Below are 24,841 nucleotides of genomic sequence, written 5' to 3'. Positions count from 1 at the left end.
AAGATCGCAGCGCTCGACGTCGCCGGAGCGCACCTCATCGCCGGAGACCTCAACAACCAGTTCGCTCCACTGGTGAAAATGGCCGCAGGCGTGGACCTCAAATGGATCTCGCAGATTCTCTCCATCATCCCGGACCCGAGCGGGTCCGCTCAGATCGCAGCCGTCGTCTGCAACATCCTCTCCGGCGTCGACATCGTCCGCATCGCCAACAACGTCGGACAAATCCAAGAAATCGCCTGGGCAGTCCTCGAAGGAAACCCCGCCGCGCTCGCCGGACTACTCCCGATCGGCCTCGACCTCGCCTCTGCTGCAACAGGAATGCTCACCGGCAAAGCAACCAAAACCGATGCATCCTTACTCGGCAAATCCAGCGCAGCATCGGTTTCTGCCACCCAGATCACCGGCCAAGCCCAGAACATGGACCTGAGCGGACTGACCAGCTCACTGACCACTATGGCCGGATCACAAGGTGCGGAAGACCTCGCAACCCTCGTCGGCCAGGGCCTCGAAGCGGCCTCGTTCTACACCTCCGGAGCGCACACCAACTACGGAGAACTCACCGTCGACAACTCCGGCCGCAGCGCCCTGCAATGGCTCAGTGACTGGTTCGGAATCCAGATCCAGCGCGCCGCATAACCACTCAGCACAGACGCCCAACCACACGACGATTGAGGAACCACAATGGCCCACGAAGTGATCGACAAAGTCGTTCAGTGCGGGGTATTCGTGACATCCGTCCCGGTCCTCCTACTCGGAGCGGCGAACAACTGGTCGAACCTCACCATGACTCTGCTCATGGTTCCGATGTTTGCAATTCTGCTCAAGCCGGACATCGCCTCCACGATCGTCTACGGCATCGCGAACACCATCGGAGCGCGGCGAGAATCTCCGCAAGCCATTGGACCCACCCACCAGATATCCGAGGAGACGAAATGACCGAAAACACCACACCAACAGCAGGATCAAACAACGCAGAAGCGCTGCGTCACAACTTCACCACCCGACTCTCGCTGTCCTCTCTCTCGCCCCTTGGCGAACGCATGATGTGGCCCTCAGGCGGCGACTCCGAAGCTCGATCGGATGGCTAAACCGAAGCAGTCACACAACCCCGCCGCCTGTTACGTCTGGTGCGAGCTATGCGAGCGCCCCGCATACTTCGCCCGCGCCGACGCCCGAACAGTCCGCAAACAACGCCCCAGCAGCAAACGGCTATCCATCTTCCCCTGCCCACATATCGACGGCAGATTTCACCTCGGCCATCGCCCACCGGAACTTAGCAACGGGAACATCGACCGCCGAACACAAGCTCTCAATGTGGCGGCCCTACGCACCGGATACGCCCACTAGCCCACTACTCCGAAAGAAGCGACAATGAGCCGAAAATGGTTGAACTCCACAATCTCTGCCGCCATAGTCCTCACTGCCGCTGCGCGGTTCGCATCACAAAGCAACGCCGTCGACGCCATATTCGCACGTTCCGATTCGTCGACGTCGACGGAACCCGGCGCTCTGACCCGAGCGGCATATCCAGGCGACCAGATACCAGGGCTCGACGAGTCGATCAGCACCCTGACCGTCGTTGGCGAACTGCCGGCCGTACTCGGATGCGAAAGAGGTTGCAGTGAAACCGAACCCGCGCGGTCGATCCGGGATGGACGTTCACCGCCGAAGAAAGCTACTGCCCGATCTGCGCCGACGTACGAGCACACACATGGGGTGCTCACCGACAAGAGAACGAACCGAAAGGCAAGAAACGATGACTACATCAACTGCCCAGCGCCGCGGAATCCGTGAGCGGACCATCAAAGCAGGAATAGCCGGCGTCACCACCGGTATCGCCGCAGCCTTCCTCGCACTCATCTTCTACGCAGTAATGCTGGCCACCGCCGACGGCCTGCGCGAGATGATCCACACGGCGGCGAGCTTCGGTAACCCCGCCCTCGCCGTCGGCGTCTCCGGACTGATCCTCGCCACGATTTCCGCGTGTGCGACCGCTCTTGCCTTCGTCCCCGAAATCCGGCGCGAAATCGACGCGATGTGCGTCCGCAACTGACGAACAAGCACCGCAAGCGAAACAACGAAAGGTGAACGAGACCATGACCCACGACCCCTCGAACCTCGAATTAGATCCGACCAGTGCGGCGAGCCCCCGCAATCCCTGGACGATCCCCGAAGCTGCGCTGGCCGATATACCCGATCCGCAACACCACGAACTCACACGCATCGAACACGCAGCTCTCGCCTCGAGGGTGTCCCTGCTTGCGCTGCAACCTGACCCGAGTCGCCCGCAACGATTTGCCTATCCCATCGACGTCCGTGACACCCTTCAGCGGGCCGCGCTCATCCATGCCACTTTTGCCGCCGCATCCACACACTGCTTCCCTGGCGACCCGAACTATGAAACGAATCAGACTCGAGGAATGGATCGCCCGGCCAGCCGGCCGCCACAGAACGACGACGAAGTTAACTTGTCGACAAGCTGACAAGTGTGAAACCGCGATACTCCGGCCCAAGACGAGCCGGAGTATCGCGCATTCAAGACCGTATGCACGCATTCGTCGAAGTCAGATCGGTTAGAACATGTGTCCGGACGTCCTCTTCGTCGCCACGAAGGTCTGGACGCGAGCGTTACGGGCCGGCGCTGGTGTCGCTACGTGTGCTGCCCGCCGCGGACTTCGACAGGCTCACCGAAGCCGCGGCGCTGCCGGCGCTCGTATCCGTCAGCGAAGCAGCGCAAGAGCTGGGCGTGAGCCGCCAGAGCATCCTGAAATCCATCAAAACGGCCAAGCTCCCCGCTGCCCGCGTGGGCGACACCTGGGCCGTTCGGAAATCAGTCGTACAGGCGCGCGCACGCGAGAGCGCCGAAAGCGCACAGCGATCGAACTGAGGGAAACGAAACAGCCTTTGAGGGAGAGCAGCAAATGAAACTGGCAGCCGCACCGAAACTTCAGACCATCCCGGATCTCGGACCGCACGAGATAGTGGCCTCCCAACTCGCCACCAACGGCATGGGAACGGACGGCGAACCGAACCTGTACCAGAGCGATCGCATCGGTAGGACTGTCGCGGTACGTCATCACGGAGCCATTGTTGCGGGGACACTGCGGACGGTCACCGACTCTCTGACCTACCCGCTGATCATCCTCGAAATCGGCTATTTCAAGGTGGCAATACACCCAACCCATCCCGTGACCGTCGCACCCGAGGGGTACCGACTCGCCGTCACTGCCAAACCCCTTGAGGTGGAACAGCAATGAGGGAACCGGCATCGTGGCCGAGCCTACAAGGCGTACCAGACGATGTGTCCGTCAACGGAACCGTCGACGGACGTACTTACCGATGGCGGCAAGGCAGCCCCGGCTGGAAAGACGCCGTCACCACCTATTACGGCCAATTCGCCCCTGCTCGTTGCGGCCGAGAAGGGGTGAGCATGCGAATTCTGACCGTGCGCCAGCCCTACGCCTGGCAGATCGTCCACGGAGACAAGACCATCGAGAACCGCACCCGCGAGGCATACCCAGGATCCACCAGAGAGAGGTACCTGCCTGCCGGCGCGGGCCACGAATGCGGCGTCATCCCGCCAGCGTGCCGGAACCACCGCTGGCCCACAGGTTGTCCCACGCCGACAGCGTCAGCTGCCTCGCGAGGAAGCTTGCCTGCGGCGATCTGGTCCCAAACTGCCGTTCCTTCGACCGAGAATGGCCCGGCGTTCCGGGTGACCTCATCGGAGCCCTGCCCGTCACCTCCCGCACCCAATCCGATGGTCTGCCCACAACACCCTCCTGGCCTTGAGTGTTGCTTCCACCGGTTGAGCCCAATTAGTACACGTCAATTACGTTCACCGACAGACTCATTGAGTCCGGTATCGATGCCTCGATCGGAGCTACCGGATCGAGCCACGACAACGCACTCGCCGAGAGGATCAATGGTCTCTACAAGACCGAGTTGATCAAACCGCGCGGGCCGTGGCGAACGGTCGAACATGTGGAAATCGCCACGTTGGAGTGGGTGGACTGGTTCAACCACCGACGACTCTACGAGCACTGCGGCGATGTGCCGCCGGTCGAACTCAAGGCGTTCTACTACAGTAAACAAAGAACTACGCGAATTGCGGAGTTCTCAAATCAGTAAGTCTCCGGACTCGCCGGAGCGATTCAGTGGCGCGTTGAGAGCGTGGATCACCCACAAGGGGGCTCAAAGCTCAGATGTGGGAGGTATTGCTTCCAAATTTCTTCTGTCAAGTTTCCTCTGGTGGCGCTGCACACCCGCGCCTTTGCACGGTCCGGATTGAGATCGAGAGCTCGTACTGCACCGCCTTCGCCCGTGGCCATCAACATCTCAGAGTTGTTGCTGAAGCTCACGCTCCACCGGACAGTTCCGTTTTGTACCAACGAGGCCCCGACGGCGTGGGGATTCGTAGGGTTGGCAACACTCCAGATTCGAACCGTCTGGTCGTCGCTACCGCTGGCGAGGGTTCGTCCGTCTGGGCTGAACGCGACGGACCGGACTGTGCTGGTGTGTCCAGTGAGGATAGTTGCTGGCCCTATCGCTTGCCCTTGGTCTGTGTGGAGGCTCCATAACCGAATGCTCTGGTCGTCGCTGCCGCTGGCGAGTGCGAGTCCGTCGGGGCTAAACGCAATGGAGTTGACTGCCCCTATGTGACCAGTAAGCGTGGACTGCAACGGAGCTGCCATCGAAGGGTCGGATACGTTCCACAGACGGACAGTCTCGTCGCTGCTGGCCGCTGCTACGGTGCCTCCGTCGGGGCTGAAAGCAACCGCATTGATCCAGCCGCCTGCACCAGAAAGTGCTGACCCCAGAGGTGCTGGATGCGCGAGGTCTGCCACGGCCCACAATCGAATGGACTGGTCGTCCTGCGCGGTAGCAAGCAGCCTCCCGTCAGGACTGAACGCCAGTTCATGGGTGTAACGGGCAGCCACTTCCAGCGGAGCCCCCACGGGTACTGCTAGTCCGCCTACCTCAAGATGCCACAGTTGTACCCGACCACTTCCTAGGCTGGCTGTTGCCAGGGTTGACCCGTCAGGAGAGAGGGCTATGTTTTCGATACCGAGCGAATCGGGCGATTGCAGTCGGGCGCTGATGGTAGGCACTCGACCGTCGGCGATGTCCCAGATGATCGCAGTACCATCGCGCGATCCAGTCGCCATGATTCGCCCGCCTCGATCGATCGCTGGACTTGTGACGCGACGTGTATGACCGTCCAATACCGAGGTCGGCAAGGTCCACACTCGAATAATTCCATCTTGGCCACCGGTGACGACGTCCTTACCGTCGTGCGTGAATGTCGCTGAGGTTAGGCCCCCGCTGCTACCTGCAAGTCGTTTTCCGAGTGCGGTTGGCCGCTCCGGGTCGGTCAATGCCCAGATCTGCGCAGTGCCGTCCCAGCTGGCTGAGACCAAGCTTGTTCCGTCCGGGCTGAACGCGACCGACCAGATCGCTGCCTTGTGACCGGTGATTGGTTGATGGGAAGAGACCGGTGCGCGAGGGTCGTGGATGTACCAGAGTCGGACACTCTGATCGTCACTCCCCGTTGCAAGAATTCGACCGTCTGGGCTGAATGCGACTGAATGGACCGTGTCGGTATGCCCGCGGAGAGGAACGCCCCATGGCGCGGGGTTGGCAGGGTCGTTAACATTCCACAACAACGCTGTTCGGTCATCACTGCCTGTGGCGAGAGTTCGGCCGTCTGGGCTGAACGCGACCGTCCGCACCGCTGCAGTGTGCCCACGTAGTGGTAGCGCGCGGTCGACGACCGCGTTCGGATCTTCGATGTTCCACAACCGGACCGTGGCATCGTCGCTGGCACTGGCCAGAGTTCGGCCGTCTGGGCTGAACGCCACCATATAGATGGCGCCGGTATGGCCGATTAATGGATTGCCGATCTCGTATGGGTTGAAGGGGTCGCTGACCTCCCAGAGGCGCACGGTGTTGTCGCCGCTTCCGCTGGCGAGGATGCGTCCGTCTGGGCTGAATGCGACACTGGTGACCCATTTCGAATGCCCGTATAGCGGAGCGCCGATCTGGTGGTTGTTGCCGGCCGTGGAGGTGTCCCAGAGCCTGATAGTTCGGTCATAGCTTGCTGAGGCTGCGATACCGTTCGGGCCGACGACAGTGTCGTACACCGCACCATCGTGGCCGGTCATGGGGCTACTGAGCGGCGCGTTCTGAGCTGCCACGACCATGGCGTACGCGGTAGCATCGTCCGGTCTCAAACCCGTAGCAACGCGAGACAGTTGCGCAGAGAGTGACGGATCGGAATTTTGGGTCCCGGCGGCTTGCGCGAGTACCTCGGCGAACTGCGCATCATTCCGATCGTGATTGGCCGAGATGCGTTGAACCTGCGCGGTGACTGCTAGGACAGTACTGCACACAGCCAAGAACGCGAGTGCTGTCACAACTCCGCGGCGTCGCCGGCGGGAACGCCTGTCTTGCCGTCTAGCCGCCGAGATGAACCTCCAAGTCGACCTGCCGATTTGGCCCGAGTGCGAGTGTGCCCAGTCCACGGCGGAATCCAGTCTCAGGCCCCGATAGAGTAGTGAACTGTCGTGATCGTTGCAATCCCAGTCATGGGCATCGGAATCAATACGCTGACGTAGCACCGAATCGGCGCGATCCTCGCGAAGCCAACCCGCCAGGCGCGGCCAGGCTTCGAACACCGCTTCATGCGTCAACTCGATTCCTGGCGCGTCGCGAGTTACCAGACGTGCTTCGGTCAAGGCATTCAGCACTATTGCAGCAGCAGGCGCGTCGTCGCAGCCGTCGAACAGTCGGCTCTGGGCCAGTCTGCGTCGTGTATCCGGTCCGTCTTCGGAGACTGTTACCAGTCTCAGCAATAGCTGGCGCGCCGTCGATTGTTGGGTGGCCGTGAGTCCTGACCACACCTCCTCAGCGGTCCGAGCGACCGCTCCACGTACTCCGCCGATCGACTCGTATGCCGCGATTGTCAGTGTCAGGTTCGAACATGCATGCCACGTTGTCAGGAGTGCATGTGCCAACAGTGGGAGTGCGCTCGCGTTGTAGTGGACCTCGCGCGCGAACTGCTTGACCCCTGCTCCGAGGTCTCGGATCATGATGTCGACGAGCCCTGGTTCCACGGTGACCCCGACGAGGTTGGCCGGTCCGCTGACAGCCATCGCGATCTCGTCCCGGGACATCGGGCCCAACACCATCTGTTGGTGTTCGAGGCACCGCGCAAGGTCAGGAAATTGTAGGCATTGTTCGTAGAAGTCGGCGCGCACGGCAATTACGACAGCATCGATCGTGGTGCTCTTGTACTTGCGCGCCCGCGCCAAATCGACAAGCCGCGCGACGAATAGGGTTCGGGAAGTGTCGTCGGGGCATTGTGTGAATAGCTCTTCGAACTGGTCGACCACCACGATTGCGTGTCCGTCCGGACACGTCTCGAGGGCGTCTTGCAGGGCGCTGAGTGGGGCGCGTCCTGGGCTGAGCTCGATGCCGGACCGTGACGGACTCAGCGCGGGGAGAAGACCGGCGTGGAGAAGCGAAGACTTCCCAGAACCCGAAGCACCCACGACGATGGTCATTGCCAACTCGTGGTTGTCGTCCAAGACCTTTGTTTGTAGGACGGAACTTGCGCTGTCGCGGCCGAAGAAGTAGACGCTGTCGGAAGCGCCGAACGCGGCCAACCCCCGATACGGGCACTCGATGTCCGTCATCTCGATGGCAGCTTTCGACGTTTCGTTGTTCGCTACACGACCGTCGGCTGCAACGGGATTGCTGCGCTGAGCCTGTTCCCAAAGTGCGTGCCAGTGGCCTAACGAGTACAACCCGTCCACCGGGGGCGTCGGAGTGTGTGCCCGGGCCGCCGCGACGAGTGCTCGAAGAGTCACGGCCAATCCCTCGAACCGTGCCGGCACATTTCGCCCGGCACGCCAATCAGAGAGTCGCTGTGCGGAAACAAAGCTGGAACGACGGGAGTCACTTACGGTAACTGTCGTGTTGATGCGGTCAGCGAGCCGTTTCAGAACGGGACTGCCGGCCAATTCGTAGAGGAGTGCGAACCTCTCCGCAAACCGCACCCGAGGGTGTTCACATTCTGTTGGACGGGCCACGACACGCTCCGATTTCAAACTTCTCGAACACCTCTGACTGCGGTCAGGTGCGCACATTGTTATCGCAGATCCGGGGAGGCAGTTCCAAACGAATGAGACTCAACTCATAATTCCACCTCAGGCTGCGTCCGGTGTTACGCCGGAATGCGTCCGGTCCGGACAGAACGTTGAGTCCCGGTTAGCTGCAGAAATCCATTGGTGAGGCACTTCTCGGTGCGCATTCGCGCTTCTGGTTAGCCGACAATTGGCTCAGCCTGGCTTCAAAGCGGATCTGTCTGGGATGCGGCGCTGACTACACAGACCTGTTCGCCGCTGTGCGCATCGCACCCCGCGCTTCACGGGCAGCGGTCCACATTGACCATTCTTCACTTGAATTTGCAGAGAGGTGCGGGGATGACCGCCACTAGATTTGAGAGTGTCCAGGAGCCTCAGCCACTGTCTCTCACAGAGTTAACGGGTTCGGTTTCGCCTCCGGCCGACGGTGAACTGTACGCATATCTGGGCCCCCAGCGACGCGGCGTCCAGGTGGGTATGACTGTGGCCTTCTCGCTTGCCTCGATGAGTCTGGTTCGTTTCGCGACCAACAGCGTTTGGCTCTGGCCTCTTCTAGCGGTATTGGCTGTCAATGTGCTCGGGTCCGTGGTATCGGCACTCTCAGGATGGAACAAGCGGAAGGTGTCAGCGGATTCGCACCGACGCACGATCGGCAGCTGGGCGACGCTCAATCCTGTCGGACCCTCGGTGGATGTCTTCCTTCCCACGTGTGGGGAGGACATGATCGTTCTTGCCAATACCTACCGATACGTCGAACAGTTGCGGTGGTCCGGGGATCTCCACATCTGGGTGCTAGATGATGCGGAACGGCCGGAGGTCGAACTCGAAGCTCGGGCGCACGGATTCAACTACCTCGTGCGCCCGAACCGGGGATTCATGAAGAAGGCGGGGAACCTTCAGTTCGGGTACGAGTACACGAACGCAGATTTGATCGTCGTCCTCGATGCCGACTTCTGTCCTCGTCCGGATTTCCTGGATCACCTGGTGCCATATCTCGACGATCCTGATGTCGGCATTGTGCAGAGTCCTCAATACTTCGGAACCACTACGTCGATGAACTGGCTTGAGAGAACATCCGGCGCGACACAGGAGTTGTTCTACCGGTGGGTGCAGCCCTCCCGCGACGCGGCAGGCGCCCCGATCTGCGTCGGTACCAGCGCCGTCTACCGGCGCGCAGCGCTCCAGGTCACCGGTGGGTTCGCTCAGATCGAGCACAGCGAAGATGTGCATACAGGGATCTTCCTGCTTCGTGCCGGATTCGCGACTCGCTACGTCCCGATCCTCGTCTCCAAGGGGCTGTGTCCCTCGGATCTCGCGAGTTTCCTCAATCAGCAATATCGGTGGTGCAACGGCTCGATCACGCTGCTTCTCAGCGGAAACGCGCAGCGTCATCCGTTGACCATCCGGCAACGAATCTGCTTCTGGGCGGGTTTCATCTATTACATTTCCACCGCAATCAATGTCTTCGCCGTCCATATCCCAGGCATCGTCATGGCGGTGTTCTTCCCACTCGAGGTGCGGGCTGCCCATTTCGCGCCGTTCTTGGCCGGCGCGTGGATCTATTTCGTCCTGTTGCCTCGGATGTCGAAGTCCCGCTGGCGATTTGAAGTAATGCGAACTCAAATGGCCTACAGCTTCTCCCACGCGGTCGCCATCTTCCACAAATTGACCGGCCGAACTCAGGACTGGGTCGCAACGGGAACAGTGGGGCGAGGAAGCTCGTTGGCTCATGCCATCAGCGTCGTCGGTGCCACGACCATCGGTATCAGTCTCACCGCTGCATGGACTGCATTGGTCTACGACTTCACCCGTTATGGGCCTTCGCACTTCTGGCTGATGGCGGTGTTCCTCGGTGGGTACACTTACCTCGCTGCGCCGTTGCTTGTGGAGTTCCTTCGGGTTCTCGATGTTCTCCCCGTACATCGTGAATCGGTAACAATCGCCGACAAGGAACGTGCGGTCGAGTCGCCCAACAGTCGTATCAGCACCTACAAAGCCGTCGGCTATACTTCGGTGCTCGTCTTCCTGGCGGCCATCGCGCTCGGGTACTTCGATCTGATGGTTCTGGCGGAACTGACATGACGGCCACACTGCCTGCACCTATAGACCGCACGCGACCTGCAACGAAAACCTTTCGCACAGACATCGAAGGGTTGCGGGCAACTTCGGTGGCCGAACCCCTCCGAGGTCTTCTCGGTGGCATTGCCCATCATCGGCGAAATCGATCAGCACACCCCGGTCTGGATCAATGAGACCGGCTGCGCCCCAGGGGCGGACAAAGCGCACTGGATCGAAGACCTCTTCACTTACCTCGAAACCGCACAGGTGACCGGCCTCGTCCGGTTCGAGGTCGACTCTCGGGACGGCCCCGATTGGACACTCTCGAGTACCCCGGAGACAGTCGCCGCGGCCCGTTCGAATCTGAACCGATGGACAAAGGCAGGGACCCGATGAAAATGACGGTATTTGGAGCTGGATACCTCGGTGCCACCCACGCCGCCTGTATGGCGGAACTCGGACACGAGGTCCTTGGGGTGGATACCAATCGAGGAAAACTCGCCAAACTCGAAGCCGGAGACGTGCCCTTCTATGAGCCAGGACTGCCGGAAGTGTTGCGCCGCAACATCGACCAAGGTCGCCTGAACTTTACCGACTCGTACGCCGAAGCAGCAGCATGGGCAAAAACACACTTCATCGCGGTCGGGACACCTCAGAAGAAAGGCGAGTTCGGAGCCGATCTTAGCTACATCGACGCCGTCATCGACGAGCTGGTACCACTCTTGACCGACGATGCAGTCCTCTTCGGCAAATCGACCGTACCCGTGGGAACTGCTGCGCGTCTCACCACCCGAGTGAGCCAGCTCGCCCGCGATGTCGACGTCGAGGTCTCCTGGAATCCGGAGTTTCTTCGCGAAGGGTACGCAGTGGCCGACACTCTGCACCCAGACCGTCTGGTGCTCGGCACACGCCCGGGCGGGCGGGCGGAGCAGGTAGCCCGGGAAATCTACGCCTCGCTCATTGTCGACGGCGTCCCCCTTCTCGTAACTGATCTAGCCACAGCGGAATTGGTGAAAGTCTCCGCGAATGCCTTCCTCGCCACCAAGATTTCCTTTATCAACGCTGTCGCCGAGGTCTGCGAGGCTGCCGGCGCAGACATCGCCGCGCTCTCCGACGCTATCGGCCGCGATCCGCGCATCGGTCGGCAGTTCCTCAACGCCGGAATCGGATTCGGAGGCGGATGCCTACCCAAGGACATCCGCGCCTTCATGGCACGCGCCGGCGAACTCGGCGCCGACCAAGCACTAACACTCCTCCGTGAGGTCGACGGGATCAACATGCGGCGCAGAACCCGAATGGTCGAGATAGTCCGAGCCGCGAGCGGAACACTGATCGGATCACGAATCGCGGTACTTGGCGCAGCATTCAAGCCAGGCTCTGACGACGTCCGCGACTCTCCCGCCTTGAACGTCGCTGGACAACTCCAACTTAACGGCGCAGCCGTTACAGTCTACGACCCCCACGCGATGGACAATTCACGTCGACTGTTTCCAACACTGGACTACTCGACCTCCGCGATGGAAGCGTGCGAGGGCGCCGATTCCGTACTGGTCCTCACAGAATGGCCCGAATTTGTCTCCCTCGACCCCACTTCGGTCAGCGACGTCGCCCGCGGACGGAACATCATCGACGGCCGATACTGCCTCAACCGGCAAGATTGGGAGAGCGCAGGATGGACCTACCACGCCTAAATGTCCGTGCCGCGCTCCACGAATTTTGTCGACGAGCTACCGTTCTGCCCACTCTCGCCGCGATGTTCCTGCTCCGTCGATGTTCTCGCCGCACCCGACCGGACCTCCGAAATTTCATGGGGAGACGGCCCGCGACCGCCTGGCCGCAAATGAACAGCGAAGCGAAATCCGTTCCACCACTAAGGTTCCGCCGCATGGGAGGCGATCGCTCCGCCCTGACAGACCTGACTATCACCATCACTGCCGAAGACACTTGACGGCGCGGTTACCTGGACCGTAAGAACAACGGTGTAACTCTGAAAGGAGATACGCCACTATGACTGATGTGATTGATCGTGAGGCAGAGACGAACTCGGTTCAGTCGGGTGTGAGCGATGCGCGGCTCAAAGAGCTGGTCGAGCAGGCACGAGCCGAAGGGCTGCAGTTGACCGGAGATGGCGGATTGCTGTCGAAGCTGACCAGGCTGGTCGTGGAGTCCGCGCTCGAAGGCGAGATGGACGACCCCCTCGGATACGGCAAGAGCGACCCGTCAGGGAGAGGCAGCGGCAACTCCCGCAACGGCAGACGAGCCAAGACCGTGTTGACCGAAGCCGGCCCAGTCGAACTCGAGGTGCCCCGTGACTGGGATTCCTCCTTCGAACCGAAGATCGTGGCCAAGCGACAGCGGCGGCTGGGCGGCGTGGAGGACATGGTGATCTCGTTGTCGGCAAAGGGTTTAATGACCGGTGAGATCGCTGCACACCTGGCCGAGGTGTACGGAGCCGATGTGTCCAAGCAGACGATCTGGACGATTACCGAGCGGGTGATGGAAGGCATGGCCGGGTGGCAGAACCGGCCGTTGGATCCGGTGTACCCGGTGTTGTTCATCGACTGCATTCACGTCAAGATCCGCGAGGGCAACGTCGCCAACCGGCCCATCTACGTCGTGATGTGGGTGACTGTCGACGGCACCCGCGACATCCTCGGATTGTGGGCCGGTGAGCACGGCGACGGGGAAGGAGCGAAGTACTGGCTTCGGGTGTTATCCGAGTTGAAAAACCTTGGTGTTCAGGATGTTCTGATCGTCGTGTGCGACGGCCTCAAGCATCTACCCGACTCGATCAAGCAAGTGTGGCCACAGACCCTCGTGCAAACTTGTGTGGTCCACCTTCTCCGCAACACCTACGCCTATGCCTCCCGCAAGGACTGGGCCGAGATCGCCAAGGACCTCAAACCCGTCGACATGGCGCCGTCGGAGCAGGCTGCGCTCGACCGGTTCGCCGAGTTTATCGACAAATGGGAGAAACGCTATCCCGCGATCATCAGGCTCTAGACCAACGCATGGGCCGAGTTCGTGCCGTTCCTGCCATTCGACAACGCCATCCGACAGGTCATCTACACGACCAATGCATCGAAAGTGTCAATGCCCGAATCCGCAGGGCTGTCAAGGCCCGTGGACACTTTCCGACCGAGGCCGCGGCCTTGAAATGCGTGTATCTGGCCATCATGAACCTCGACCCGAAAGGCACCGCCCGCCAACGCTGGTCCAACCGATGGAAGGCAGCGCTGAATGCCTTCGAGATAATGTTCGACGGACGCCTGTCTGCCGGACGAAAGTAGTTAGAAATCAACCAATTACACCGTTTTCTGGACAGGCCCCTCCCCTCCGAAGTCTTACCGGCCAAGACCTCTGAGGGTGAGTCGTGAGCACAGAGCCACGTGTCGGAGTGCACAGAAATGAGGAGAAGAAGTTGAGCTCTACCGATCATGACGATCACATCCGTGTGTCGAACGTAATTCTTGACGCCTTGACAGGCCGAAAAGATGAAAGAAGCTCTGTATGACACGCGAACGGCAGCAATCGTGGGTGCACGACGATTGACTGGTACGGAGTGATCAGCGGCGAGACGTCGTGGGTTGTCCAGCAGTGATTCGGGGATTGCCTGTTGGTAGAGGCCACGCTCGGAGGTGGTACTGCGGCGCGCATATCTATATAATCAAAAATATAGACTCTTCGGTAAGGAGCCCGTCATGGCAGTCACCAGTGTCGATCTCGACCCGAGCCTCATCGAACGCGCTCGTCAGCTCACAGGTGAACGGTCGAACCGCGCCGTGCTCGATCTCGCGTTGCGTCGCCTGATCGCGTCGAGGCAGAAGGGGGCGATGATCGACGGCATCGCTGAGTTGGCCGACCTCCCGGAGGATCTCGGAGCGCCCGTAGAGTCGCCGGTCACTGCGCCTCGTGACTGACTACCTCGTCGACAACTCGGTGTGGGCTCGGCTCGCGACCGGCGACCCGGGAATCGCAGCTCGGCTGCGGCGTATCGAACGTGCCCCCTCCGGCCTCTTCGTGACTTGCCCGCCGCAGGTGCTCGAGTTCTGCCACAGCGCCAGGACGCCGGACGAGCATGCGCTTTACCGCGAACAGATTTCGCTCGGTTTCCCGCTCGAACACGCGCCGGACGAGTCGCTTGTGCTCGATATTCAGAGTGCACTGTGGGGGTCCGGCCTCGTCCGGGCTGCCGGCGCTGTCGACATCCTCATTGCCGGGTACGCTATCGTCAATGACGCGACGGTGTTGACTGCCGATCGCGACTTCGACTACATTGCACGGGTCAGCGAACTCAAGCACGAATACGTCGCTCCCACTGTTTAACTCAGTCTCGGTCGTTTCAAGGGCGCCCCTGGGTTCCGTTCTCCGCTGAGCTGATCCGGAGGAGTCTCGGTATTTACCAAATCATCGGCATCGACGAGGGCACTCAGAGGGCAATCATCGAATCCATCGCCGGCGCACCCTGGCAAGTATCTGTTTCCGTTCCTAAGGGGCGACCCATGGCGGTGTCTCTGATCGACCAAGAGCGAACACCTGCCTCTACGAGATCGCTGGTGGAATATCTCTCTGTAGATCGGCGGCCAGGTCCCCAATCCGGCCGCCGAAGTGTCGGTCGTTTCCCGGACAGTGGACGATTAAGGGGTCGTGGCCGGTAGATTCTGGACTGCGTCTAGGAGTGCGAGAAGGTGGGCGTGGATGCGTTGTAGAAGGCTGAAGCATCCAAGTTCGGACTGTGCTTCTTCCGCGGTTTTGTTTTCACCAGCGTTGGGATGGATCCCGTAGTTCCGTATTCCGCGAATGAATGTTGCGAAGGTGTATAGGTTTTCGGCCTGGCGATTCTTCGCCCCTTTGAGGACTTCGTGCAGTCGTTTCTGGACATCGGCAGTTCTGTCGTTATCGAGCGCCGCATCGTCGTCGACATCCATAATCGCCAACGCTGACACAGTACCAATGATCTTGGACGGTGAATCTCGGGATGAGAGAGGATCTGTACATGACCGAGAAGCGTCGTCAGTTCAGCCCGCAGTTCAAGGCGGAAGCGGTGCAAATGGTTGTCGGACTGGGACGTTCACTCGCCGCTGTCGCCCGGGACCTGGAGATCAATCCGGGCACGCTCGGTAACTGGGTCAAGGCGTGGCGCAAGGAGAATTCCGACCCCGCGACCGCGACGAACCCTGTGGAGGCGGCACGTGTGGCGGAGATGGAGTCAGAAATCCGCAGGCTGCGGATGGAAAACGAGTTTCTGAAAAAAGCCGCGGCCTTCTTCGCCAGGACATACCCGTAGCCGAGCGCTGCGCGTTGATCGAAGCGGAGAAGGCCAACTACTCGATCGGCTGGATGTGCACACTGTTGGATGTGCCGCGGTCGACGTTCTATGTCTGGCGTGACCGGGTCGAGACACCGACCGCCTCGCGCAGGCGAGGGTTGCGCGAGCAGGTCAGGCGGGTGTTCGACACGTCGCGGCAGACGTACGGGTGCCGGCGCGTGGCCGCCCAGTTGAATCGGGACGGTATCGAGGTCAGCGTCGGCACCGTCGCCGGCATCATGCGCGAGCTGAGATTGTGCGCGGTGCAACCACGTGCAAACAAGCGGACCACGATTGCCGGCGAGGTGGCGGCGGTCCCGGACCTGATCGACCGGGACTTCACCGCACAGGTTCCGGGCGCGCGTCTGGTCGGTGACATCACCTACCTACGCACCAGTGAGGGATGGTTGTATCTGGCGACGGTGATCGATCTCGCGACGCGGATGGTCGTCGGATGGCAGACCGCGTCGCACATGCGCACGTCGCTGATCGTCGACGCGTTGCAGATGGCCGTCACCCGCGGGGCACGTCAGGACGGACGCAGTGTTCCATTCAGATCGCGGAAGTCAGTACACATCAACGAGATTCGCAGAGTTCGCCGAGTCGAAGGACGTGCGAACCAGCGTCGGACGAACAGGGGTGTGTTGGGACAACACGGCGGCCGAGTCGTTCTTCGCGACCCTGAAGAACGAGATGTACCACCGGCGAACGTTCGGCACCCGGAGCCGGGCACGGTTCGCGGTCGCCGAGTACATCGAGGTGTTCTACAACCGACAACGTCTGCATTCGACGCTGGGCTATCGCACCCCGCGGAAGCCCTCGCCGAGTATCGAAACGCAGCAGCAGCTGCCTGAAACCACCGAGTCGCTGTCCAAGAACCTTGACACACTCCATTCTGATCTGTGGTGCCGAGAGGTGCCGCTGGAAGGATGTGCACCATGCCCAAAGCCCTATCCCCGAGAGCTCCGTGACGACGTCGTCCGTGTGGCCCGTAGTCGCGAGCCCGGGACGTTGTTGAAGCAGATCGCCGCAGATTTCGGTATCAGCGAATCCTGCCTGACGGGCTGGCTGAAAGTGTCCGATATCAAGCCTGAAACCACAGGCGGAGACGTGGTGGAGAACCGGGAACTGCGCAAGCGAATCCGGTTGCTCGGTTCGGTGTTCCGAGATTCGCCCGTCATACGCAACAGATGAAAGAACCCTCATCTGTCTCTCATTCATGCGTCACATCCGACGTGCATAGTTACTCTTATGCGATCTTCCAGCTCCTACGCTGACCGTGCGGTGCTCGCCATCGGTTGTGTAGCGCTCGCAACGAGCTTTTGGCTCACACGGTCTCCTGGCCCTGAGCTGGATTCCACACCGGTAGTGGTGGACATCGTGCCGATCACGATGTCCACACCCCCAACTCCCACACCCCCAACTCCCACACCCCCAACTCGCATCGCCACCGAGTCACTGATCCCGCAGCAGGCACCGACACCGAATCCTGCCGTGCTCGATGGTGACGACGATGATGATGATTGAATCGCTGTCCGCCGACGGAAGGCGTCAGGGATCACCGTTGTCCGCGCGCTGGAAGATAACGGCCTGGATCATGCTGACGACGTTCGTGTTGTTGGTAGTTGTTGCGATCACCGCACGAAATCTCCTCATGCGTGACGTCGAAATTCGGGCGAACAGCAATGTTACACAGGAAGCTGCCGAGTTCCGGACATTTGCCAGCGAAGGAGTGGACCCCACCACCGCAAGGCCCTTCGAATCGGTCCAACGGCTGTTCGAGGTTTATCTTGCCCGGCAATCACCCGGAATTGACGAAGTGATGCTTGGAGTGATCGCCGATCAGATTGTTGAATCGTCCTCTGCCAGTGCGAGAGATACCCTGATCGACGAGCGAGCACTGTTGGAAGCCGTATCAACAGGTGACCGGCCTTCCGACGTCCTGGAGACTCCGACCGGTGAGATACGTTGGGGACAGGTCCAGGTGGACAATCTCGCCGGAGAAGGTGGCACCTTCGTAGTAGCTGTGGCGACTCGCCCGGGACGCGACCTTGTCGACGAAACGATGAAAACACTGTCCGTAGTCGGTCTGGGCGGGCTCATGCTGACGACAGTTATCGCCTACTTCGTCGCCGGCCGTATTCTCGCACCGGTCAGACATGTGCGTAAGGTCGCCGCGGAAACGGGCGAACTAGATCTGACGGCGAGGGTCCCGGTACACGGGCGTGACGACATCGCCGAGCTCGCCGAAACCTTCAATGCGATGCTCGATCGGATCGAGACGGCCTACACCATTCAACGGCAGTTCGTAGACGACGCTGGGCACGAGCTGCGTACGCCCATCACCGTCGTGCGCGGCCACCTCGAATTGATGTCCGACGAACCCGAGGAACGTCGTAAGACCCTCGATCTTGTAGACAGCGAACTGAGCCGGATGGGGCGCATCGTGAGTGATCTGCTGATGCTCGCCAAGGCTCAGCGACCCGACTTCGTGGTCCCAGAACCGGTCGATGCGGCGCAACTACTTCTCGATATCGAATCCAAAATGCAAACACTCGGCAACCGGGTGTGGCTCCTCATGGAGGTCGCCGAGGGGGCCTGCGTACTCGACGCTGAACGCATCACCCAAGCGATGCTGCAATACGCTGCAAACGCAGTCAGTCATACCTCCGAGGAATCGCAAATCCGGTTGGGCTCCAAATTTATCGGCAACGGTGACCAGCGGATCCTCTCGATCTGGATCAGCGATGAAGGACCCGGCGTCCGTAGCGAAGATGTACCACTGATCTTCGAACGGTTCCAGTGTGGCCCAGCCGCCCATCGCACCGCATCGAGTCAACGGTCAGGTGCTGGACTCGGACTGGCCATCGTCCGTGCTATCGCCGATGCCCACCACGGTTCGGCGTGGATCCGCAGTGTTCACGGTGAAGGTGCCACGTTCGGCCTCAACATCCCCACACCCGTACCCGATACCCCCGATCTGCCACAGCGGGCACTCACCACGAAGGAGATGGTATGAGCCGCATCTTGATTGCCGAGGACGATATTCACATTGCGTCGTTCATCCGCAAGGGACTTCAGGCCGCCGGATACACCACCGAACACGTCGCAGACGGCGAGACCACGTTGGTGATGGCTCGGGGTGGAGGATTCGACATGCTACTTCTCGACATCGGTCTCCCTTCGATGGACGGTTTCACCGTACTGAAGCAGCTGCGCGGCGAAGCTATCACGACCCCAGTGGTGGTCCTGACCGCGAGAGACAGCGTCAGCGACACCGTCGCTGGCCTCGAAGGTGGCGCCAACGACTACATCACCAAACCGTTCCAGTTCGCTGAACTGCTTGCTCGCGTCAGGCTTCGGATACAGGATGACGCCGGAGGATCTCCCGATACCTCGCTGGTGCTGCGCGACCTGCGGCTGGACTTGCGCTCCCGTCGAGTCCACATCGGTGATCAGCAGGCGGATCTCACAGCTCGTGAATTCGCGTTACTCGAAGTGTTTCTACGTCATGCCGATCAAGTACTCTCCCGTGAGCAGATCCTCGGGCATGTATGGGGATACAACTTCGACCCAGCCTCCAATGTTGTCGATGTGTACGTGCGCGCCCTACGGGCGAAGATAGGCGTCGACCGAGTCGAGACGATCCGCGGGATGGGATACCGATTACGTTGACCGCCACTGAACATTTCACCGTTCCGCCTACCGCGCCTCCCCTCATCGGCCGGACAAACAGGCTTCCATTAGGTCAGCGGGAGGGATATCGTTCGCTCCCGAAACCGTCTCCACTTGCGGTGACCGGCACCATCATTGCCTGTGCGCTGTGTACTTGCGTCGCAGCCAATGGACTCTGGGGCACCCTGCCCGTCGACGGCGCGATCACACTGATCGTTTTCCTGATCGCGGTATGGATATGGATTTTCGTACCGGTCGATGACACGTACGTTGCACTGGGCGCGGCGCTGACCCTGGTGATTCTCGGACCTATCGAATCCGAAGTATTCACCGGCACTCTCGGCCAGGATGTCGTCTGGCTACTCGTAGGGTCATTCGTGGTTGCCGCCGCAATCACCTCGAGCGGACTGTCCGCCCGCGTGGCGACGCGAGTTCTCTCGGTGGCTCGGACGCCACGTCAACTGGTCCATTTGGTCGCGATCGTTCTCCTCATCACGACGTTTGCCATCCCGGCTACATCGGGTCGAGCGGCACTCGCCATGCCGGTCTTCCTCTCTTTGGCTGTAGCGCTCCGAGAGCGTCCGAGATTGGTACTGTGCCTCGCACTGGTATTCCCTTCGGTGATCTTGTTTTCCGCCATCGGATCACTCCTCGGCGCCGGAGCTCATCTCATAACTAGCAAAATCCTCTACTCCTCAACGGGTTCCGGCATCGACTTTCTGACGTGGGCCACCTGGGGTTTGCCACTTGCGGTGGTGTGGTCGCACCTGTGCGCCGAGGTGGCCTTGCTGCTGTTCACCGATCGGAGCGAACGCCGTCACGGAATCGTTCTCGACCAGAACGACTTACATCCGGACGGAGACAATTGGTCCGGGCCACTCTCGCCCGCACAGAGGCGAATAGCGTTCCTACTCGCCGCGATGGTGCTGCTTTGGTGCAGCGAACCTCTTCACGGCGTGGAACCGGCAATCGTCGCGATGCTCGGTGCGCTGGTGGCCGTCGCGCCGATGATCGGCACTACGACGCTCGGGGCCGCTGTCAAGACGATCCCCTGGATGCTGCTGCTCTTCATGGCGTCGACCTTATGTCTCGGCGTCGCCCTAACGACGAGTGGCGCCGCGAACTGGGTAGCTGACCAGTTCTTCGAACCGATGAAACGCCTTGGTAATTCGGCGGGGTGGCTCTTCGTCGTTACCGTAGTGATCATCTCGCTGGGCGCACATCTGTTCGTGCAATCGCGTTCAGCCCGCTCCGCTGTACTGATCCCGGTCATCGTCGCGACCGCTCCTGTAGTCGGAATCGACCCAGCCGCCGCCGCTTTCATATCAACTGCGGCCGCGGGCTTCTGCATCACGCTGACCAGTTCCGCGAAACCGGTCGCGATGTTCGCGAAAACCGATTCCATGCCCGGATACCTCCAGGGTCACCTACTCCGCCTGTCAGCTGTCCTGGCACCCATCTCGATCGCGCTCCTGCTCGGGTTCGCGCTCTGGGTATGGCCGCTCCTCGGGCTCTCCCTGTACCTGTCCTGAAAGCTTCAATCACTCTCCTCGGAGGAAATATGTCGTATCGAGTCCCACAACGAATCCTGATAGCTCCCAGTGGGTTCAAGGAGAGCTTGTGCGTCGAGGCGGTTGCCGCCGCCATCGCCGCAGGCGTACGGCGAGCCCTGCCCGGTGTGCGGGTGGACATCGCACCGATCGCCGACGGTGGCGAGGGTACCGCCCGCACACTGGCTGCGGCGACGAATGGAACATTGCACGATGTCGCGGTCATCGGCCCTACCGGAGCGACGGTGAACGCCCATTGGGCCCTTCTTGGCGTTCCGGGAAAGAAGATCGCACTCGTGGAAATGGCTGCAGCCGCGGGTCTCTCACTCGTCCCGGAAAATCAACGAGATCCAGGTTCGACAACTACCTACGGAGTTGGGCAGTTGATTGCGGCCGCACTCGACCACCATGTCGACACAATACTCGTGGGATGCGGTGATTCCGGTACCTGCGACGGAGGAGCAGGGGCGCTCCAAGCTCTAGGAGCTAAGATCACAGATAGTGACGGATGCGAAATAAATTTCGGTGGAAGAGAATTGGCCAGAGCAAGGCGACTTGACCTGTCTGGGATTCACTATCGTCTCGCCGCCACCGAGATCATCCTGGCATGCAACCAGCACAACGTCCTTGCCGGCGCACACGGCGTCGCTCGGGTCTTCGGCCCGCAAAAGGGTGCAACGTCAGCCCTTGTCGATGAACTCGACGCGGCACTGTCGAATTGGGCCACAATCCTCGAATGCGACGGAGTCCACTCGGGCAACCTTCGAACGGGAGCGGGAACGGGAGCATCGGGCGGCCTGGGGGCGGGCCTCGCAGGCGGGGCAGGCGCACAACTGCGGTCCCGCTTCGACGTACTGCTCGACTCCGGCCTCTGCGGCATCGACCTCGACCGTCGAATCAGTAAGGCCGACCTCGTCATTACCGCTGAAGGGGCTATCGACTTCCAGACCCCACACGGGAAGGTGCCCGCCGAAGTTGCTCGCCGGGCCAATCGGCTCGGAGTCCCTGTCGTAGCGCTCGCGGGCTCCCTCGGACAGGGAGCCCCGACTGTCCATGACATGGGTATCGCCGCCATCGCCTCGATCCTCACCGTACCCATGTCGCTGTCACAAGCAATGGCGGACGGGGAGGCGCTACTCATCGATGCTGCCGAACGAATGATGCGGATGATCCTGATCGGCGGGGCTATTTCCGCAAAACCTGGCAGTAAGCGAGGCAAGGCTTCGTAACCCCCGGCTTGTGGGAACTGTTCGTGGGCAATAAATCGTGAACGTTCCAAATTCCACCATCATCGCAGCCTTTGCGCATCTTTAGCCTCATATTGTTGCGAAAGGTAGCTACCTGAAAAGATTTAAGTAAATATTTGTCGGATCGCTGTCTCTCTGCGCACCGTTTGATCCGGATCGAAACGGTGCGCAGGGGGGGGCACTGTGACCCATGAGCCTTTCGAGTAGCCGACTCCCGCGTCCGTTTGGCTGTGCTCTGTCCCAGTGTGCTCACATGCGGTGCCCATTAGTTACGGGAGCCAGGCATGAGATAAGTGCCGAGGAGGTTGTCCAGGCACCGCTCTGCTATTGCTGTAATCGTCAAGGCGGGGTTGACCAGAGCGGACGACCCAGGAAGCAGGGCACCGTCGACCACGAACAGATTCGAGTATCCGTCGACTTTGCCCTCGAAGTTGCATGCCTGCCCCATCACCGCTCCGCCTAGTCCGTGCCAAGTGCAACCTGAACCGAAATCCCCCAATCTGGTGTAGATGGGGATTCCTGTTATGGGCGAGCCGAATCGGGTTTCGGTGCGGTCGTGGAAGCGGCCTGCGAAGTTTCGTGCGCGTGCATCGACGTCACTGTTCGTCTCACCGTAGGGATAGTTGAGTTCGGCGCGCCCCGAAGAGGGGTTGTAGTCGATGCTGCCGCGTTCGCTTGTGATGACCTGGATGAGATTGGCCATGGTGCCGCCACCTGCGATATCGGGGAAAGGGGAAGCCTCCCACGAAATGGAGATCGGACCCTCTGGATTGTCGTCGTCGTACATAACAGCGACACCGGGCCCGCCTTGTTTGGCGCCGCAGTCGCGCCGCAGGAGCGTTCGCGAGAGGAGGAAGTCGCCGTTGGTTCCGTAGCCTTTGCCGACCTGGTCGTTCAACCGAGGCAGGGTTCCCTTCGCCTTCGCAGTGACCAGTAGGGAGGTGGTATAAAACGAACCAGCGGCCATGAATACGCAGTCTGCAACGATTGTCGTGCGCTCGAGCACCGTACCCGACTCGTCGATTCTGTTGACCGCCACCTCGAAGCATTCCTGTCCAGATACCTCTCGGATCTCGGTGACCTCGTGCAGCGGAAGAATTGTCACATTTCCGGTCGCTTCTGCGGCGGGCAAGTAGTTGCGGTCGACGCTGTTTTTTGCACCGGAATTGCTGCCGTACGGGCCTTCGCCGATCGAGTACGAGGCAGGGGCACGCCCTGTCAACTCGTCGCGGACAACGTCCCAGTCCACACAGAAGTCGTGGAGTACGGGTTCGCCGCCGAAGTCCTCGATGTAGTCGAGCCAGGCTCGCGCGCCGCGGTAGCTGGGGTGGGCGAGTACATCCGCGGGCAGGGGCGAGGTGTCAAGCATCCTCTTCGCGCGGGGGTAGTAGATACGGTCCATCTCGCCGTAGTCGATCTGCGTGGGGAACGCCTGGGCGAAGTCTTGGCGCCGAGGCTGTGGGGTGAATGCGCCGAATGCGAGCGATCCTCCTCCGACTCCAGAGCCGTAGAGGGCATCGATCCCGTTGCCTCGTACTCGATCGATGAGACCCGGATAGCGGTCGATGTGCGTGAACTTGGTCAGCGGATTGATTGGCGGGTGGTCGGCGAACCATGCGGAACGGCTGTCGGGCTCGTTAATTGTGCAGAACGTGGAGCCCGCGGGGTCGATCGGCCACCGGCGTCCGCGTTCAAGGACTGTCGTTTGTACGCCCGCCTGGCCCAGGCGCAGTGCAGCAACTGCGCCACCGAATCCACTGCCGATTACCACAGCTGTCATGTCTCGGAGTGAGCGCGGAGGCGTTTCTGTGTGCGCCCCCGCCGTCGGTGCGAAAGTTTGACCGGCAGCGAACGCCCCGAAGCCGATGGCGGCGCCGCGAAGGACGGATCGTCGATTCAGCGTTGACGGGTAACGTGATTCGTTGACGGCCATGTCGGGAATGTACACCCTTGCATGACTCGTTAGATGGAGATCGCGGTTCAAAAGTTAAGTGCCCTCACCATTTCGGAGACTGATGTGCCCCGGTTACGGCTGCTTAATTCTCGATGTGGCCCTCAAGCTCGGCACGGGTGTATACCGCCCCTATTCCCTCCTGCTCGCGGTTGATGTCGATGCCGACTCGAGTTTCGTTCTTCCGACGTCTCCTCTCCGCAAAGGTTGTCAAAAGACTGCTCGCGAGCAGTCCCAGAAGCCCGCTGACGATCGCCACCCAACCATGGGGCTGTGGTTTGGGTGAGTAAGTCTGAGAAGCCGCTCATGGGGCGAGACACTACCTTTCAGGTCGGTCCTTTTCCGAGCTTCGGAGGATCGTATTTTGTGGGGTTGTGACAAGGGTGGTGGTGGGCCGGCAGTGTGGTGAGCTGGGGTTTTGTGGTGGTGGTGGTGTGGGGTGTGTTTGTGTGTTGGGGGAGTGGTTGGGGTGGCTCGTAGGGTGTTTTGAATTGTGTTGTGGTGCAGTGTGTTTAGTATTATGTTGTGCTTCTTGCCGTTTGGGTGGTTGTGCAACGTGTTTTGTGAATGTGTTTGCATGGCAACGTTTTTGGTTTTCTTGTGTTAGTTGGATGATGGGGGTGTATGATGGTGGGTATGACGAGATCGAAGTGGTTGTGACGGACTCAGCGTTGACGTGCCGGCGAACCGGACCCCACCTCCCCAGCCCTCTTTAGAGGTGACTCCGATTTCGACGTGAGACTCGAAAATAAAAGTGCAACAACACGATTGAATTTCGAGTGGCGCGCAGCGCCGCGCTCACCCGGCAACGACACCGCACCACCGACGGACCGCGCAGCGGTCCTCTCGGCGGGTCGCGAAGCGCCCGCCTCCGTTCTCGGCGCGCAGCGCCGGGGGAGCGCCGC

At 60.5% G+C, this 24,841-nt stretch carries 20 protein-coding genes and 4 pseudogenes; 20 read left to right on the top strand and 4 right to left on the bottom strand.

The genetic code is table 11. The annotated features are described in order from the left end of the window. From RhoBH5_RS31165 to RhoBH5_RS31135, 7 genes and pseudogenes are all read left to right on the top strand, one after another. Positions 1–636, top strand: a pseudogene (locus RhoBH5_RS31165) (cutinase family protein); the annotation flags it as partial. Positions 637–681: 45 nt separating this feature from the next. Continuing rightward, positions 682–936, top strand: a complete 255-nt coding sequence (locus RhoBH5_RS31160) for a hypothetical protein (RefSeq protein WP_270009414.1) — start codon at positions 682–684, stop codon at positions 934–936. After that, positions 933–1,088, top strand: a complete 156-nt coding sequence (locus RhoBH5_RS31155; RefSeq protein ID WP_270009413.1) for a hypothetical protein — start codon at positions 933–935, stop codon at positions 1,086–1,088. Before RhoBH5_RS31160 ends, RhoBH5_RS31155 begins: the two co-directional genes overlap by 4 nt. A 668-nt stretch (positions 1,089–1,756) precedes the next feature. After that, on the top strand, positions 1,757–2,053 hold the full coding sequence (locus RhoBH5_RS31150; RefSeq protein WP_270009411.1) for a hypothetical protein: 297 nt from the start codon (positions 1,757–1,759) through the stop codon (positions 2,051–2,053). Between the two features lie 43 nt (positions 2,054–2,096). After that, on the top strand, positions 2,097–2,483 hold the full coding sequence (locus RhoBH5_RS31145) for a hypothetical protein (protein WP_270009410.1): 387 nt from the start codon (positions 2,097–2,099) through the stop codon (positions 2,481–2,483). Between the two features lie 161 nt (positions 2,484–2,644). Beyond that, positions 2,645–2,887 (top strand): helix-turn-helix domain-containing protein, encoded by a 243-nt coding sequence (locus tag RhoBH5_RS31140; protein WP_270009409.1) that lies wholly within the window; start codon positions 2,645–2,647, stop codon positions 2,885–2,887. Positions 2,888–2,921: 34 nt separating this feature from the next. Continuing rightward, on the top strand, positions 2,922–3,257 hold the full coding sequence (locus tag RhoBH5_RS31135; protein ID WP_270009408.1) for a hypothetical protein: 336 nt from the start codon (positions 2,922–2,924) through the stop codon (positions 3,255–3,257). Positions 3,258–3,280: 23 nt separating this feature from the next. On the opposite strand, the gene RhoBH5_RS31130 is transcribed toward RhoBH5_RS31135, so the two are convergent. Beyond that, entirely contained in the window at positions 3,281–3,598 is a 318-nt protein-coding gene (locus RhoBH5_RS31130; RefSeq protein WP_270009417.1) for a hypothetical protein, read from the bottom strand. A 224-nt stretch (positions 3,599–3,822) separates the two neighbouring features. On the opposite strand from RhoBH5_RS31130, the pseudogene RhoBH5_RS31125 reads away from it, so the two are divergent. Continuing rightward, positions 3,823–4,131: pseudogene (locus tag RhoBH5_RS31125) on the top strand (integrase core domain-containing protein); the annotation flags it as partial. A 47-nt stretch (positions 4,132–4,178) separates the two neighbouring features. Here RhoBH5_RS31125 and RhoBH5_RS31120 read toward each other — a convergent pair. Continuing rightward, positions 4,179–7,871 (bottom strand): WD40 repeat domain-containing protein, encoded by a 3,693-nt coding sequence (locus tag RhoBH5_RS31120; protein ID WP_270009407.1) that lies wholly within the window; start codon positions 7,869–7,871, stop codon positions 4,179–4,181. An 897-nt stretch (positions 7,872–8,768) separates the two neighbouring features. Here RhoBH5_RS31120 and RhoBH5_RS31115 point away from each other — a divergent pair. The 6 genes and pseudogenes from RhoBH5_RS31115 (at position 8,769) to RhoBH5_RS31090 (ending at position 14,531) form a co-directional block, all read left to right on the top strand. Then, positions 8,769–10,229 (top strand): glycosyltransferase family 2 protein, encoded by a 1,461-nt coding sequence (locus RhoBH5_RS31115; protein WP_270009406.1) that lies wholly within the window; start codon positions 8,769–8,771, stop codon positions 10,227–10,229. 114 nt (positions 10,230–10,343) lie between these two features. Further along, positions 10,344–10,601 (top strand): hypothetical protein, encoded by a 258-nt coding sequence (locus RhoBH5_RS31110; protein ID WP_270009405.1) that lies wholly within the window; start codon positions 10,344–10,346, stop codon positions 10,599–10,601. Beyond that, entirely contained in the window at positions 10,598–11,896 is a 1,299-nt protein-coding gene (locus tag RhoBH5_RS31105) for a UDP-glucose dehydrogenase family protein (RefSeq protein WP_270009415.1), read from the top strand. Before RhoBH5_RS31110 ends, RhoBH5_RS31105 begins: the two co-directional genes overlap by 4 nt. Before the next feature lie 316 nt (positions 11,897–12,212). Continuing rightward, positions 12,213–13,495, top strand: a pseudogene (locus tag RhoBH5_RS31100) (IS256 family transposase). 411 nt (positions 13,496–13,906) lie between these two features. Continuing rightward, the gene (locus RhoBH5_RS31095) at positions 13,907–14,125 is read left to right on the top strand and encodes a type II toxin-antitoxin system VapB family antitoxin (RefSeq protein ID WP_270009404.1); all 219 of its coding nucleotides are present in this window, start codon (positions 13,907–13,909) and stop codon (positions 14,123–14,125) included. Further along, on the top strand, positions 14,118–14,531 hold the full coding sequence (locus tag RhoBH5_RS31090) for a PIN domain-containing protein (RefSeq protein WP_270009403.1): 414 nt from the start codon (positions 14,118–14,120) through the stop codon (positions 14,529–14,531). Before RhoBH5_RS31095 ends, RhoBH5_RS31090 begins: the two co-directional genes overlap by 8 nt. A gap of 311 nt (positions 14,532–14,842) precedes the next feature. On the opposite strand, the gene RhoBH5_RS31085 is transcribed toward RhoBH5_RS31090, so the two are convergent. Next, the gene (locus tag RhoBH5_RS31085; RefSeq protein ID WP_270009402.1) at positions 14,843–15,133 is read right to left on the bottom strand and encodes a hypothetical protein; all 291 of its coding nucleotides are present in this window, start codon (positions 15,131–15,133) and stop codon (positions 14,843–14,845) included. 68 nt (positions 15,134–15,201) lie between these two features. Here RhoBH5_RS31085 and RhoBH5_RS31080 point away from each other — a divergent pair. The 6 genes and pseudogenes from RhoBH5_RS31080 to RhoBH5_RS31055 all read left to right on the top strand — a co-directional run. Further along, a pseudogene (locus RhoBH5_RS31080) lies at positions 15,202–16,323 on the top strand (IS3 family transposase); the annotation flags it as partial. A 174-nt stretch (positions 16,324–16,497) separates the two neighbouring features. Continuing rightward, a complete protein-coding gene (locus tag RhoBH5_RS31075; protein WP_270009416.1) occupies positions 16,498–16,707 on the top strand; it encodes a hypothetical protein in 210 nt (69 codons plus the stop codon). A gap of 319 nt (positions 16,708–17,026) precedes the next feature. Then, complete coding sequence (locus RhoBH5_RS31070; protein ID WP_270009401.1) at positions 17,027–18,532, top strand: sensor histidine kinase; 1,506 nt, start codon at positions 17,027–17,029, stop codon at positions 18,530–18,532. Then, a complete protein-coding gene (locus tag RhoBH5_RS31065; protein ID WP_270009400.1) occupies positions 18,529–19,188 on the top strand; it encodes a response regulator transcription factor in 660 nt (219 codons plus the stop codon). Before RhoBH5_RS31070 ends, RhoBH5_RS31065 begins: the two co-directional genes overlap by 4 nt. Positions 19,189–19,307: 119 nt before the next feature. Next, entirely contained in the window at positions 19,308–20,720 is a 1,413-nt protein-coding gene (locus RhoBH5_RS31060; RefSeq protein ID WP_270009399.1) for an SLC13 family permease, read from the top strand. A gap of 29 nt (positions 20,721–20,749) precedes the next feature. Beyond that, complete coding sequence (locus RhoBH5_RS31055; RefSeq protein WP_270009398.1) at positions 20,750–21,967, top strand: glycerate kinase family protein; 1,218 nt, start codon at positions 20,750–20,752, stop codon at positions 21,965–21,967. A 283-nt stretch (positions 21,968–22,250) separates the two neighbouring features. Here the strand turns inward: RhoBH5_RS31055 and RhoBH5_RS31050 are convergent, their stop codons facing one another. After that, complete coding sequence (locus RhoBH5_RS31050; RefSeq protein ID WP_270009397.1) at positions 22,251–23,918, bottom strand: GMC oxidoreductase; 1,668 nt, start codon at positions 23,916–23,918, stop codon at positions 22,251–22,253. Positions 23,919–24,841: the final 923 nt, after the last annotated feature.

The organism is Rhodococcus sp. BH5 (assembly GCF_027583855.1).
Lineage (GTDB): Bacteria > Actinomycetota > Actinomycetes > Mycobacteriales > Mycobacteriaceae > Rhodococcus_F > Rhodococcus_F qingshengii.
The sequence above is the reverse complement of the archived record's forward strand: the minus strand, read 5'-3'. Positions and strand labels throughout refer to the sequence as shown.

Excerpts from the sequence above, each read along its gene's own strand:
- RhoBH5_RS31160 (WP_270009414.1), top strand. The coding sequence starts at position 682 with ATGGCCCACGAAGTGATCGACAAAGTCGTTCAGTGCGGGGTATTCGTG.
- RhoBH5_RS31155 (WP_270009413.1), top strand. The coding sequence starts at position 933 with ATGACCGAAAACACCACACCAACAGCAGGATCAAACAACGCAGAAGCG.
- RhoBH5_RS31150 (WP_270009411.1), top strand. The coding sequence starts at position 1,757 with ATGACTACATCAACTGCCCAGCGCCGCGGAATCCGTGAGCGGACCATC.
- RhoBH5_RS31145 (WP_270009410.1), top strand. The coding sequence starts at position 2,097 with ATGACCCACGACCCCTCGAACCTCGAATTAGATCCGACCAGTGCGGCG.
- RhoBH5_RS31135 (WP_270009408.1), top strand. The coding sequence starts at position 2,922 with ATGAAACTGGCAGCCGCACCGAAACTTCAGACCATCCCGGATCTCGGA.
- RhoBH5_RS31105 (WP_270009415.1), top strand. The coding sequence starts at position 10,598 with ATGAAAATGACGGTATTTGGAGCTGGATACCTCGGTGCCACCCACGCC.
- RhoBH5_RS31095 (WP_270009404.1), top strand. The coding sequence starts at position 13,907 with ATGGCAGTCACCAGTGTCGATCTCGACCCGAGCCTCATCGAACGCGCT.
- RhoBH5_RS31085 (WP_270009402.1), bottom strand. The coding sequence starts at position 15,133 with ATGGATGTCGACGACGATGCGGCGCTCGATAACGACAGAACTGCCGAT.
- RhoBH5_RS31070 (WP_270009401.1), top strand. The coding sequence starts at position 17,027 with ATGATGATGATTGAATCGCTGTCCGCCGACGGAAGGCGTCAGGGATCA.
- RhoBH5_RS31065 (WP_270009400.1), top strand. The coding sequence starts at position 18,529 with ATGAGCCGCATCTTGATTGCCGAGGACGATATTCACATTGCGTCGTTC.
- RhoBH5_RS31055 (WP_270009398.1), top strand. The coding sequence starts at position 20,750 with ATGTCGTATCGAGTCCCACAACGAATCCTGATAGCTCCCAGTGGGTTC.
- RhoBH5_RS31050 (WP_270009397.1), bottom strand. The coding sequence starts at position 23,918 with ATGGCCGTCAACGAATCACGTTACCCGTCAACGCTGAATCGACGATCC.